The sequence below is a fragment of the Microbacterium lacusdiani genome, assembly GCF_054779895.1.
Window position 1 is genome coordinate 70,047 of record NZ_BAAGXJ010000010.1, and the last position, 12,447, is coordinate 82,493.

Annotated in this window: 14 protein-coding genes; 13 read left to right on the top strand and 1 reads right to left on the bottom strand. The window is 72.4% G+C overall.

Annotation, left to right across the window (positions count from 1 at the left end; translation table 11 throughout):
* Window positions 1–70: 70 nt before the first annotated feature.
* The 13 genes from ACYVGN_RS08405 to mobA all read left to right on the top strand — a co-directional run bounded on the left by ACYVGN_RS08405 (window position 71) and on the right by mobA (window position 11,774).
* The gene (locus tag ACYVGN_RS08405) at window positions 71–2,845 is read left to right on the top strand and encodes an FtsK/SpoIIIE family DNA translocase (protein WP_460790085.1); all 2,775 of its coding nucleotides are present in this window, start codon (window positions 71–73) and stop codon (window positions 2,843–2,845) included.
* A gap of 4 nt (window positions 2,846–2,849) precedes the next feature.
* On the top strand, window positions 2,850–3,425 hold the full coding sequence (pgsA, locus tag ACYVGN_RS08410) for a CDP-diacylglycerol--glycerol-3-phosphate 3-phosphatidyltransferase (RefSeq protein WP_460790086.1): 576 nt from the start codon (window positions 2,850–2,852) through the stop codon (window positions 3,423–3,425).
* Window positions 3,422–3,901 carry a CinA family protein gene (locus tag ACYVGN_RS08415; protein ID WP_460790087.1) on the top strand — a complete coding sequence of 160 codons (480 nt, stop codon included), beginning with the start codon at window positions 3,422–3,424 and terminating at the stop codon, window positions 3,899–3,901. The genes pgsA and ACYVGN_RS08415 overlap by 4 nt, the downstream gene beginning before the upstream one ends.
* Before the next feature lie 131 nt (window positions 3,902–4,032).
* A complete protein-coding gene (locus ACYVGN_RS08420) occupies window positions 4,033–4,341 on the top strand; it encodes a helix-turn-helix domain-containing protein (RefSeq protein ID WP_055993297.1) in 309 nt (102 codons plus the stop codon).
* A 7-nt stretch (window positions 4,342–4,348) separates the two neighbouring features.
* On the top strand, window positions 4,349–4,567 hold the full coding sequence (locus ACYVGN_RS08425) for a DUF3046 domain-containing protein (protein ID WP_460790089.1): 219 nt from the start codon (window positions 4,349–4,351) through the stop codon (window positions 4,565–4,567).
* Window positions 4,568–4,822: 255 nt separating this feature from the next.
* The gene (gene recA, locus ACYVGN_RS08430) at window positions 4,823–5,878 is read left to right on the top strand and encodes a recombinase RecA (RefSeq protein ID WP_055993302.1); all 1,056 of its coding nucleotides are present in this window, start codon (window positions 4,823–4,825) and stop codon (window positions 5,876–5,878) included.
* 20 nt (window positions 5,879–5,898) lie between these two features.
* The gene (locus ACYVGN_RS08435; protein ID WP_460790091.1) at window positions 5,899–6,651 is read left to right on the top strand and encodes a regulatory protein RecX; all 753 of its coding nucleotides are present in this window, start codon (window positions 5,899–5,901) and stop codon (window positions 6,649–6,651) included.
* A gap of 65 nt (window positions 6,652–6,716) precedes the next feature.
* On the top strand, window positions 6,717–8,264 hold the full coding sequence (gene miaB, locus ACYVGN_RS08440; protein ID WP_460790093.1) for a tRNA (N6-isopentenyl adenosine(37)-C2)-methylthiotransferase MiaB: 1,548 nt from the start codon (window positions 6,717–6,719) through the stop codon (window positions 8,262–8,264).
* Entirely contained in the window at window positions 8,261–9,187 is a 927-nt protein-coding gene (gene miaA, locus ACYVGN_RS08445) for a tRNA (adenosine(37)-N6)-dimethylallyltransferase MiaA (protein WP_460790094.1), read from the top strand. Before miaB ends, miaA begins: the two co-directional genes overlap by 4 nt.
* A 39-nt stretch (window positions 9,188–9,226) precedes the next feature.
* On the top strand, window positions 9,227–9,664 hold the full coding sequence (locus tag ACYVGN_RS08450; protein ID WP_460790096.1) for a GNAT family N-acetyltransferase: 438 nt from the start codon (window positions 9,227–9,229) through the stop codon (window positions 9,662–9,664).
* 28 nt (window positions 9,665–9,692) lie between these two features.
* On the top strand, window positions 9,693–10,118 hold the full coding sequence (locus ACYVGN_RS08455) for a GNAT family acetyltransferase (protein ID WP_460790098.1): 426 nt from the start codon (window positions 9,693–9,695) through the stop codon (window positions 10,116–10,118).
* 175 nt (window positions 10,119–10,293) lie between these two features.
* The gene (gene dapF / locus ACYVGN_RS08460) at window positions 10,294–11,172 is read left to right on the top strand and encodes a diaminopimelate epimerase (RefSeq protein WP_460790100.1); all 879 of its coding nucleotides are present in this window, start codon (window positions 10,294–10,296) and stop codon (window positions 11,170–11,172) included.
* A gap of 11 nt (window positions 11,173–11,183) precedes the next feature.
* Window positions 11,184–11,774 carry a molybdenum cofactor guanylyltransferase gene (gene mobA / locus ACYVGN_RS08465; protein ID WP_460790101.1) on the top strand — a complete coding sequence of 197 codons (591 nt, stop codon included), beginning with the start codon at window positions 11,184–11,186 and terminating at the stop codon, window positions 11,772–11,774.
* On the opposite strand, the gene ACYVGN_RS08470 is transcribed toward mobA, so the two are convergent.
* Window positions 11,756–12,400 (bottom strand): class I SAM-dependent methyltransferase, encoded by a 645-nt coding sequence (locus ACYVGN_RS08470; RefSeq protein ID WP_134745785.1) that lies wholly within the window; start codon window positions 12,398–12,400, stop codon window positions 11,756–11,758. The genes mobA and ACYVGN_RS08470 overlap by 19 nt on opposite strands.
* Between the last annotated feature and the right edge of the window lie 47 nt (window positions 12,401–12,447).

The window sequence follows — 12,447 nt, forward strand, 5'->3', positions numbered from 1 at the left end:
GCCGCGCGGATCCGGGGGATCCGCGGCGTCGCTCCCGCGGGATGTCGGCCCCCGCGCGTACCGTGGAGGCATGCCACGCACGCCCGCCGCGTCCAAGACCTCCGGCACCAGGAGCCGGGCGGCCTCGAAGAACGAGGCCGCGAACGGCTCGCGCGCGCGCAAGAAGCGGGATCCGGCCCCCAAGCCCTACTTCGAGGCCTCCGACCGGCCTCCGGTCGCCGTGCGCGCCTGGAACGGCCTCGGCCACGCGGTCGGCGGCCTGTTCCGCGCGTTCGGCCTCGAGGCGCTCGAGAAGGACCAGCGCCGCGACGGATTCCCGCTGCTGCTCGTGCTCCTCGCCGTGGCCGGTGCCGTCACCGAGTGGTTCTTCATCGGCCACGAGGTCGCGGCGAACATCAGCGCCTACACCTTCGGCGGGCTGATCGGCCGCACGGCGTTCGTCTTCCCGGTCGCGCTGCTGCTGCTGGCCGGCTGGCTGTTCCGCCATCCGTCGTCCGTGCACGACAACGGCCGGATCGGCATCGGCTTCGCGCTCCTCACGCTCACGGTCGCCGGCTTCTGCCACGTCGCGGGCGAGCGCCCGCAGCCCTCGCTCGGGATGCCCGCCCTCAGCCAGGCGGGCGGCCTGTTCGGGTGGATGGTCGGGGAGCCGCTGGCTCTGCTGCTCACCGACATCGGCGCGTACGTCGCGCTGTCGCTGCTCGCCGCGCTCAGCGTCCTGATCATCACCAAGACGCCGCCGAACCGCATCGGCCAGCGCCTGGGCGACCTGTACGCGTGGATGTTCGGCGCCGAGCGTCCCGAGCCCGGCGACAAGGTCGACCCGGCGGCCACCGCCGCGACCGAGGTGCTGCCGCAGGATGAGTCCGAGGCCTCGCTGCCGTGGTGGCGCCGCAACAAGTCCGGTCGCGAGGAGGACCCGGATGTCGTCGACTCGCCCCAGGATCTGACGGAGCTGCTGACGGAGCAGCGCGACGGCGGCTACGACAAGGCGATCGTCGTTGCGGACCCCGAACCCGAGCCGGAGCCCGACTCGGCCACCGCCGTGCTCAGCTCGCTCAGCGGCCTGACCGGCGGTCTCGCCGAGCGCGGCTCGACCGGGCTCGTGGGCGACGGCGACGACTCCGACACGGGCGAGCTGCCGGGCCTGATCGGCTTCGGAACGGACGGCCCGGGCGCGCGCGGCCCGCAGCCGCCGGCCGCGCCGTACGTGCTGCCCTCGCCCGCGTCGCTGTCGGCGGGCCCGCCGTCCGTGGCGCGCAGCGAGGCCAACGACCGCGTCGTCGAGCAGCTCACGCGCGTGCTCGCCGAGTTCAAGGTCGAGGCGAAGGTCACGGGCTTCTCGCGCGGCCCGACCGTCACGCAGTACGAGATCGAGCTCGCGCCCGGCGTGCGCGTCGAGCGGATCACGCAGCTTCAGAGCAACATCTCGTACGCTGTCGCGTCGAACGACGTGCGCATCCTCGCGCCGATCCCCGGCAAGAGCGCGATCGGCATCGAGATCCCCAACACGGACCGCGAGACGGTCGCACTGGGCGACGTGCTGCGCTCGGCCGCCGCGCAGAAGTCGAGCCACCCGCTCACGGTCGGTGTGGGCAAGGACGTGGGCGGCGGCTTCGTCGTCGCGAACCTCGCCAAGATGCCGCACCTGCTCGTGGCCGGCTCGACCGGCTCCGGGAAGTCGAGCTTCATCAACTCGATGATCACCAGCATCCTCATGCGGGCGAAGCCCAGCGAGGTGCGCATGGTGCTCGTCGACCCCAAGCGCGTGGAGCTCACGAACTACGCGGGCGTTCCGCACCTCATCACGCCCATCATCACGAACCCCAAGAAGGCGGCCGAGGCGCTGCAGTGGGTCGTGAAGGAGATGGACATGCGGTACGACGACCTCGCGTCGTTCGGCTTCCGCCACGTCGACGACTTCAACGCGGCCCTCGCCCGCGGCGAGGTGGAGGTGCCGGCGGGCAGCGAGCGCGTGCTCAAGCCGTACCCCTACTTGCTGGTCGTGGTCGACGAGCTCGCCGACCTGATGATGGTGGCGCCGCGCGACGTCGAGGACTCGATCGTCCGCATCACCCAGCTCGCGCGCGCGGCCGGCATCCACCTCGTGCTCGCCACGCAGCGCCCGTCGGTGAACGTCGTGACGGGCCTGATCAAGGCCAATGTGCCGTCGCGCCTGGCGTTCGCCGTGACGAGCGTGACCGACAGCCGCGTCATCCTCGACGAGGGCGGCGCCGACAAGCTGATCGGCCAGGGTGACGCGCTGTTCTCGCCCATGGGCTCCTCGAAGGCGATCCGCGTGCAGGGCGCGTGGGTCACCGAGGAGGAGATCGACCGCGTCGTCAAGCACGTCACGGGCCAGGCCAGGCCCGAGTACCGCGCGGATGTCGCGGAGGCCATCGAGTCCAAGAAGAAGGAGATCGACGAGGACATCGGCGACGACCTCGAGGTGCTCCTCGCCGCGGCCGAGCTGGTCGTCACGAGCCAGTTCGGGTCGACCTCGATGCTGCAGCGCAAGCTGCGCGTGGGCTTCGCGAAGGCGGGGCGCCTCATGGACCTGCTCGAATCCCGCGAGATCGTCGGGCCCTCCGAGGGCTCCAAGGCGCGTGACGTGCTGGTGACGCCGGAGCAGCTCCCCGAGGTGCTGGCGCGCATCAAGGGCGAGGAGCCGCCCGCGCGGACCGCACCGGCCGCCGCCGGGGCCCCGGATGACGCGGGTGCCGCCGACGACGGCTACGGCGACGACCGCTACGGCGAGGATCCGATCGAGGCGCAGTTCCAGGGATATCCGGTGGAGGACGACGAGGGCGACGAGGACGCCTGGCAGCTGACCGGGCGAGACTGATCCCATGGCGATTCCCCGGCAGCTGCCCAACGCGATCACGATCGCGCGCATCCCGCTCGCGATCCTCTTCGTGATCCTGCTCGTGATGGGCGGGCGGCTCGGCGCCGACGACCTCGCGCTGCGCTGGATCGCCGCCGTGCTCTTCGTGGTCGGCATCTCGACGGACTGGGTGGACGGCTACCTCGCGCGCCGCCACGACATCGTGACGGATCTGGGCAAGCTCCTCGACCCGATCGCGGACAAGCTCCTCACCGGCGCCGGCTTCATCGGGCTCGCGATCCTCGGCGAGGTGCCCTGGTGGATGGTGATCGTGATGCTGATCCGCGAGTGGGGGATCACGATCCACCGCCTGGTCATCGCGAACGAGCACGTGGTCGCGGCCGCGTGGATGGGCAAGGTCAAGACGCTCGTGCAGGCCGTCGCGCTCTCGTGGGCGCTGCTCCCGATCTGGCTGCTGATCGGCGTCGAGCCGTTCACGATCGTCACGCTGGTGCTGATGTGGCTCGCTGTCATCCTGACGATCGCGAGCGGGATCGACTACGTGGTCGCGCAGGTGCGGGGAGCGCGGGCGGCGCGATGACCGTCGAGGCCGGCCTGCTCTCGCTGCTGCGCGAACGCGGCTGGTCGCTCGGGGTGGCCGAGTCGCTGACGGGCGGGCTCGTGGTGGCGTCGCTCGTGTCGGTCCCCGGCGCCTCGCTGACGCTGCGCGGGGGAGTGGTCGCGTACGACAGCGCGATCAAGACCTCGCTGCTCGGCGTCGACGCCGGTCTTCTCCGCGCGCACGGCGCGGTGGATCCCGAGGTCGCGCGGCAGATGGCGGACGGCGTGCGGCACGCGCTCGCGGTGGGCGGCCGCGACGCCGACATGGGGATCTCGACGACCGGGATCGCGGGGCCGGACTCGCCCGACGGGCAGCCCGTGGGCACGGTCCACATCGGCGTCTCGCTCCCGTCGGGCACGTTCGTGACGTCACACGTCTTCGAGGGCGATCGCGCCGCCATCCGGGAGGCCGCGCGAGTGCGGGCGCTCGAGGACGCCTTCGATGCACTCTCGTGATGCTTTCGTGTGTTTCGATGACGTGAATCTTGGGGATTTCCCATCCCGCATCCAGTGCCCGGGATTAGATTGGCGGCGACGGTGTTGTACTGTTATGCACCCGTCGGGAGAGCAGTGAGGAGGGGGCCGCGATGATTCTGGTTCGTCAAGAGATCGGCGACGTGCTGCGAGACATGCGTCAGCAGAAGGGCCAGACCCTCCGTCAGGTCGCCAGCAGGGCGAGCGTCGCGCTCGGCTACCTCAGTGAGGTGGAGCGCGGGCAGAAGGAGGCGTCGAGCGAGATCCTCGCGTCGGTGGCTGAGGCCCTCGACGTTCCGATCTCGTCGATCATGCGCGAGGTGGGCGACCGCATCGCCGTGCTCGAGGGCGTGCAGCCGTTCCCGGATGTCGTTCCGGACGACCTCGTCGCCGAGGTCGGCACCGAGCTGTCGCTGCGCTGAGCGCTCGATGAGGCGCAGCGAGTTCCTGCGCGCGGTCGACGAGGAGTTCGGCGCGCGCGGCGCGTCGCTGCTCAGCGATCTCGTGCTGCCCGGCATCGGCCGGACGGCCGAGCAGGCCCTGGAGGACGGCGTGCCGCCGCGCGAGATCTGGCTCGCGCTGTGCGCCGAGACCGACGTGCCCGCCAGCCGCCGCTACGGCGCGGGCCGGCTCGAGCCGCGTCGCTGAGAGCGTTCGAAGAGCGGATGCGCCCCTTCGGCGTGTCCTCGAAGATCCGTTCGAGATCGGCGTAGTGTCGTCCCCAGGTGGCACATGCCGCTCATCTGCTCCCCGGGACGGGGGCGCCGGACTCGATGTCGGTGGCCCTGCCTAGCGTGGCAGGTGGCACTTGAGCCACGCGCCTTGTCGCAGACCCCGCCCGCCCGCCCGGGCGGGGCGCGACAGCCTACAGGCGACGGACACACGAGCACGAAGGAGCAGGTCATGGCATCAGCAGCCGATCGCGAGAAGGCCCTCGACGCGGCCCTCGCCCAGATCGACAAGCAGTTCGGGAAGGGCTCGGTCATGCGGCTGGGCAGCGACGAGCGCGCGCCCGTCGAGGTGATCCCCACCGGATCGATCGCCCTCGACGTCGCCCTCGGCGTGGGCGGCCTGCCCCGCGGCCGCATCATCGAGATCTACGGCCCGGAGTCGTCGGGTAAGACGACCCTCACGCTCCACGCGATCGCCAACGTGCAGCGCGCGGGCGGCATCGCCGCGTTCGTCGACGCGGAGCACGCGCTCGACCCCGAGTACGCCAAGAAGCTCGGCGTCGACATCGACCAGCTGCTCGTGTCCCAGCCCGACACCGGTGAGCAGGCGCTCGAGATCGCCGACATGCTGATCCGCTCCGGCGCCATCGACCTCGTCGTGATCGACTCGGTCGCGGCCCTCGTGCCGCGCGCCGAGATCGAGGGCGAGATGGGTGACTCGCACGTGGGTCTGCAGGCGCGACTCATGTCGCAGGCGCTGCGAAAGCTCACGGGTGGCCTGAACCAGACCAAGACCACCGCGATCTTCATCAACCAGCTGCGCGAGAAGATCGGCGTGTTCTTCGGCTCTCCCGAGACCACCGCGGGCGGCAAGGCGCTCAAGTTCTACGCCTCCGTGCGTCTCGACATCCGCCGCATCGAGACCCTGAAGGACGGCGCCGAAGCGGTCGGAAACCGCACGCGCGTCAAGGTCGTCAAGAACAAGATGGCCCCGCCGTTCAAGCAGGCCGAGTTCGACATCCTGTACGGCACGGGCATCTCGCGCGAGGGCAGCCTGATCGACTTCGGCGTCGAGCACGGGATCGTCAAGAAGTCCGGGTCCTGGTACACGTACGACGGCGACCAGCTCGGCCAGGGCAAGGAGAACGCCCGCAACTTCCTGATCGAGAACGTCGACGTGGCCCTCGAGATCGAGAACCGGATCAAGGAGAAGCTCGGCGTCGGCCAGCCCAAGACCGCCGCGGTCGACGCGCCCGCGCCCGAGGTGGCGGCCCGCCGCACGGCGTGATGTCCGGTACAGGAGGCCACGTGGGCGAGGAGGAGCGCCTCGCCCCCGTCATCCCCCTCTTCGGGGGAGGCGCGGCGGCGGCAGATCCGGCGGCTCCGGCCGGGGGCGGCGAGGCCGCCGCGGACGATCCGACGGGCGAGGGATGGCACACGACGTGGCGCGACCTCGGCTCGCGGCCCGGCGACCGAAGGCCTGCGCCCGTGAAGCCGCTCGAGGTCAAGAAATCGGGCGGCGTGCGCTTCGTGGAGCTCCCGGAGGACGAGGAACCCGCCGAGCCGGATGCCGGCGCGCTGCGCGAGCAGGCCGAGGACCGGCTGATCAAGGCGCTGCGGCGCCGGTCGCTGTCGATCTCGGAGGCTCGCGCGAAGCTCCGCGAGAGCGAGCTCGACGCCGAAGCGATCGACGAGATCGTCGACCGGCTCGTCCGGCTCGGTGCGCTCGACGACGCGGCCCTCGCGGATCAGCTGGTGTACGCAGGGGTGGAGCGCAAGAACCAGGGGCGCCGCGCGATCGCCCAGAGCCTCGCCGCGCGGGGCATCGATCGCGCCGTGATCGACCAGGCGCTGGCCGAGCTGCCCGACGACGACTTCGAGCGCGCCCTCGAGTACGCGCGCGGCAAGGCCCCCCAGCTGCTGCGCTACGACGACGACACGGCGCTGCGGCGCCTGGCCGGGCAGCTCGCCCGCCGCGGTTACGGCGGCCTGGCGATGTCGGCGGCGCGCGCCGCGCTGGATGAGGCCAGGCGTCCGCGCTCGTCGGTGCGGTTCGACTGAGCACCGCCGCGGGCCCGTGCGCTCCCGGGCCCCACCGGGGCAGCGAAACGTAGAATGAGCAGGCCATGACTACCCCTTCCAGCGCCCCCACTCTGATCGAGCCCTCGCCCGCCGCCGTCACCGCCGACGGCCGGCCGCGCTCGTACGAGGTGCGCACCTTCGGCTGCCAGATGAACGTGCACGACTCGGAGCGGCTCGCCGGCTCGCTCGAGAGCGCGGGCTACGTGCGGGCGGCCGACGGCGAGGACGCCGACGTCGTGATCATCAACACGTGCGCGGTGCGCGACAACGCGGCCGGCAAGCTCTACGGCACCCTCGGCCACCTCAAGTCCCGCAAAGACAAGCACGGCGGCATGCAGATCGCCGTCGGCGGCTGCCTCGCGCAGATGGACAAGGAGACCGTGCAGCGCAAGGCGCCGTGGGTCGACGTCGTGTTCGGCACCCACAACATGGGGTCGCTGCCCAGCCTGCTCGAGCGGGCCCGCCACAACGGCGAGGCCGAGCTGGAGATCCTCGAGTCGCTCGAGACCTTCCCCTCGACGCTCCCCACCAAGCGCGACTCGGTCTACAGCGGCTGGGTCTCGATCTCCGTCGGCTGCAACAACACCTGCACGTTCTGCATCGTGCCGAGCCTCCGGGGCAGGGAGAAGGACCGCCGGCCCGGCGACATCCTGAACGAGATCCGCCTGCTCGTCGAGGACGGCGCGATCGAGGTCACGCTGCTCGGCCAGAACGTCAACTCGTACGGCGTCGAGTTCGGTGACCGCCAGGCGTTCGGCAAGCTGCTGCGCGCCGCGGGTGAGATCGAGGGCCTCGAGCGCATCCGCTTCACGAGCCCGCACCCCGCCGCGTTCACGGACGACGTGATCGAAGCGATGGCCGAGACCCCGGCCGTCATGCCGCAGCTCCACATGCCGCTGCAGTCGGGCAGCGACACGATCCTGCGCGCCATGCGGAGGTCGTACCGCAGCGCCAAGTTCCTCGGCATCCTCGACCGCGTGCGCGAGCGCATCCCGCACGCCGCGATCACGACCGACATCATCGTGGGCTTCCCCGGCGAGACCGACGAGGACTTCGAGGACACGCTCCGGGTGGTCGAGCAGGCGCGCTTCGCCAGCGCGTTCACGTTCCAGTACTCGATCCGCGAGGGCACGCCCGCCGCGACCATGCCCGACCAGGTGCCGAAGCACGTCGTGCAGGAGCGCTACGACCGGCTGATCGCGCTGCAGCAGCGCATCACGCTCGAGGAGAACCAGAAGCAGCTCGGGCGCTCGCTCGAGGTGCTGGTGTCGACGGGTGAGGGCAAGAAGGACGCCGAGACGCACCGGCTCACGGGCCGTGCCGAGGACAACCGCCTCGTGCACTTCGAGGTCCCCGCCGGCTCGCCGCTGCCGCGGCCGGGCGACGTCGTCACGGTCGAGGTCACCCACGCGGCCCCGTCGCACCTGCTCGCGGACTCGAAGGACGGCGCCCCGCTGCGCATCCGCCGCACCCGAGCGGGTGACGCCTGGGATCGCTCGCAGGCCGAGTCGTGCGGCGTCCCCGCGCCCGGCTCGACCACGGCGGCCGGCGCCGTGAAGCTCGGCCTGCCCACCCTCCGCGTGGGCGTGTGACCCCGAGGCTCTTCGCCATCGTCGGGGCCACGGGCACCGGCAAGAGCGACCTGTCGCTGGATCTCGCCGAGGCCCTGGCCGCCCGCGGCCCGGGGGCCGAGGTGGTCAACGCCGACGCGATGCAGCTCTATCGCGGCATGGACATCGGGACGGCGAAGGTGCCGGCTTCCGAGCGGCGGGGCATCCCGCATCATCTGTTCGACGTGCTCGACGTGACCGAGGACGCCGCGGTCGCCCGCTACCAGGACGACGCGCGGGCCGCGATCGACGACATCCTCGCGCGCGGCCGTCACGCGATCCTCGTGGGCGGATCGGGGCTGTACGTGTCGAGCGTGCTGTTCGACTTCCGCTTCCCGCCGCGCGACGAGGCGCTGCGTGCGGCGCTCGAGGCCGAGCTCGAGCGCGACGGCGCCGGTGCGCTGTACGCGAGGCTTCGGGCGCAGGACCCGGCGACCGCGGCGCGGGTGGACCCCCGCAACGGGCGGCGGGTCGTCCGGGCGCTCGAGATCCTCGCACTGGGGGAAGCCACCCATGGGGCCGCGCTGCCGGAGGAGCCCGTGCCCTGGCGACCCGCGAGCGTGGTGGGCCTGCGGATGGAGCGGGCCGCGCTGATCGAGCGCCTCGACCGCCGGGTCGAGCGGATGTGGGCGGACGGGATGCTGGACGAGACCGCGCGGCTGCGTGAGCAGGGCCTCGAGCGGGGGCGGACCGCGTCCCGGGCGATCGGCTACGCGCAGGCGCTGGCGCAGCTGCGGGGCGAGCTCACCGAGGCCGAGGCGATCGCCGAGACCCAGGCGCTCACGCGGCGGTACGCGCGGCGTCAGGTGTCGTGGTTCAAGCGCTACGCGCCGGCCGCCGGCCTGGACGTCGCATGGTTCGATGCCGGCACGGCCAGCGCCGAGGCGCTCGCAGCCCGGGCCTGATCCGGCGCGGATGTCCGACGTCCGTGCCAGGGTCGGCGCATGGAGATCCTGCTGCGCGACGTGGTCGAGGACGATCTCGAGACCTTCCTGGCGTACGAGCACGATCCCGAGGCGGTCGCCCGCTCGCGCTTCGTCCCCCGGGAGCGCGACGCGTTCCTGAGGCACTGGCGCACGCGCGTGCTCGCCGGGCCAGACTCGTTCGTCCAGACCATCGTGGTCGACGGCGCCGTGGCCGGCAGCATCGTGGCGTGGGACGCGGACGACGGCCGCCGCTTCACCGGGTACTGGCTCGGTCGCGGCTTCTGGGGGAGGGGCGTCGGCTCCGCCGCCATGCGCGCGTTCCTCGAGCGCGAGCGGGGCCGCCCGCTGTACGCCGATCCGCACGAGGGCAACACGGCATCGTGCCGCCTCCTCGAGCGCTGCGGGTTCGTGCGCGAGGGCACCGACGGCGAGTACGCGGTGTACGTGCTGCACTGAGCCGGCGCGCGCCTGGCAGACTCGATCGGTGACCGTCCTCATCAGGCCCTGCGCACCCGACGACGACGCCCAGGTCGTCGCGCTCTGGAGCGAGGCGGGTCTCACCCGCCCGTGGAACGACCCGCACAAGGACCTCGCGCGCGCCCGCGCCGTCTGGCCGGATCTGCTTCTGGTCGCGGCCGACGGCGACCGGGTCGTGGGATCGGTCATGGCCGGGTACGACGGGCACCGCGGGTGGCTGTACTACCTCGCAACCGCGGCGGACCGACGGGGTGAGGGGATCGGCCGGCGGCTGATCGCAGAAGCGGAGACACGGCTCGAAGCCCTCGGCTGCCCCAAGGCGATGCTGATGGTGCGCGCCGACAACGAAGCCGTGCTCGCGTACTACGACGCCATCGGCTACCAGGCCGAGACGGTGCGGGTCGCGGGTCACCGGCTGATCCCGGACGACTGAGCCGCTCGGTCGTCGGATCGGCCGCTCGGTTGCCGGATCGGAGGGGCTGGTGCCCACTCGAGCGCGCGCATCAGCCACTCCCGCATCAGGGATCCGACGACTGAGCATCGGACTCGACGGCCGAGCCGCGGAGGGAGCCGCGCCGCCGGCCATCGCCCGCGAATAGACTGGTGCGATGACCGAGATCGCCTTCACCAAGGGCCACGGCACGGGCAACGACTTCGTGATCGTCGCCGACCCCGAGGGCGAGCTGGACCTCACGGACGAGCAGGTCGCCGCGCTGTGCGACCGCCGCTTCGGGATCGGCGGCGACGGCCTGCTGCGCGTCGTGCGCTCGTCGCGCATCCCCGAGGGCGCCGCGGCGCTCGCGGAGGAGCCCGAGGCCGAGTGGTTCATGGACTACCGCAACGCGGACGGCTCCAAGGCCGAGATGTGCGGCAACGGCGTGCGCGTGTTCGCGCACTACCTGCTCGAGGCCGGCCTGGCCGAGCTCCCCGCCGGCTCGACCCTGCCCGTCGGCACCCGCGCCGGCGTCCGCGACGTGATGCGCAGCGAGACCGGCTACCAGGTCGACCTCGGCCGCTGGCGCGCCGAGCCGGGCGACCCTCTCGTCCGCGCGAAGGGCCTGGGCGTCGCGCGTCCCGGCCTCGGCATCGACGTCGGCAACCCGCACGTGGTGGTCGCCCTCGCGTCCGACGAGGAGCTCGAGGGCCTGGACCTCACCGATCGCCCCGCGATCGAGCCGGAGCCGCCGCACGGGGCGAACGTCGAGTTCGTCGTGCCGCGGGAGCCGCTCGTGAAGGACGGCGTCGGCTGGGTGCGCATGCGCGTCTTCGAGCGCGGCGTGGGCGAGACGCTCAGCTGCGGCACGGGCGTCGCCGCCACGGCGCTGGCCGTGCGCGACTGGGCGGGCGCGAACGCGCCCGACCACTGGCGAGTCGAGGTGCCCGGCGGCACGCTCGGCGTCCGGATGTTCCCCGCCGAGGACGGCGAGCACGTGTCGCTGTCCGGCCCCGCCGTGCTCGTGTACACCGGCACCGTCTCGCTCGCCTGACCGGACCGCGGATGGAGGCGCCGGCGCTGCGAGGGATCGTCCTCGCGGGCGGCCGCTCGTCACGGCTCGGCGGCCGCCACAAGCCCGCCATCGAGGTGGGCGGCGAGCCGATCGTGGCGCGCGTGGTGCGCGCGCTGCGGGCGATCGACGCCGAGCCCGTCGTGGTGGGCGACCCGGCCGGGGTGCCCGCCGGCGTCGCCGTCGTGCGCGAGGAGCCGCCGTTCGCGGGCCCTCTCGCCGCGATCGCCGCGGGGCTGGGGGCCCTGCCGCCCGCCGACGGGGTCGTGCTGGTGCTCGGCGGCGACATGCCGTTCGTGACCCCGGACGCGCTGCGGCGGCTGGCTTCGGCGGCGCCCGGCGCGGTGGCCCTCGCGGTCGATCCGTCGGGCCGGGACCAGCCGCTGTGCGCCGCGTGGGACGAGCGCGTCCTGCGCGCCCGGGTCGCCGTTCTCGGCGATCCGCGTGACCGGCCCCTGCGCGCGCTCCTCGAGACCGTGGGCGACGCCATCCGCATCCCGTTGCCGGCCGCCGAGCTGGCCGACGTCGACACGCCGGAGGACCTGCGGCGCCTCGGCGTCGCCGATCAGACCCCGGGCAGCTGAAGCGGCTCGGTGCGCGGCGTGCCGTGGCGGCGCACCTTCAGCACGCGGTATCCCTTGCCGGTCGCGGTGCGGTAGACGCTGTAGCCGTCGTCGAACGTCGAGGCCAGCCAGCGCTGCAGCGAGTCGGATCCCAGATCGCGCTTGACGACCAGGTACGCGTCGCTGCGCTCGGCGAGCCGCGGGATCCACGTCTCCATGAGCTCGTGCAGCACCGACTTGCCGACCCGGATGGGCGGATTGGAGCGGATCGTGCGGAACGAGACCTCCGCGGGAACATCCTCCGGCAGCACGGCGTTGACGTTCTCGAGCCCCAGGGAGGCCGCGTTGCGGCGGACGAGGTCCAGGGCGCGCTCGTTCACGTCCACCGCCCAGATCCGGGCGTGCGGCGAGGAGAGGGCCATGCTGAGGGCGATCGGTCCCCAGCCGCATCCGAGGTCGAGGAAGTCGCCGCCGGAGGGAGGCTCCGGGGCGTTCGCGAGCAGCACCGCCGTCCCGGCATCGAGTCGTTCGGGACTGAACACACCGGCTGCTGTGGTCAGCTCCACGGTGCGTCCCGCGAGGGGCACGCGGATGCGTCGGAGGTTCTCGGCACTGGTGGGACTCGCAGAGAAGTAGTGGTCCACCATAGGGGGCCAGCGTACCGGAGGAGCGGGCGGCCCGGGAGTGCCCGGAC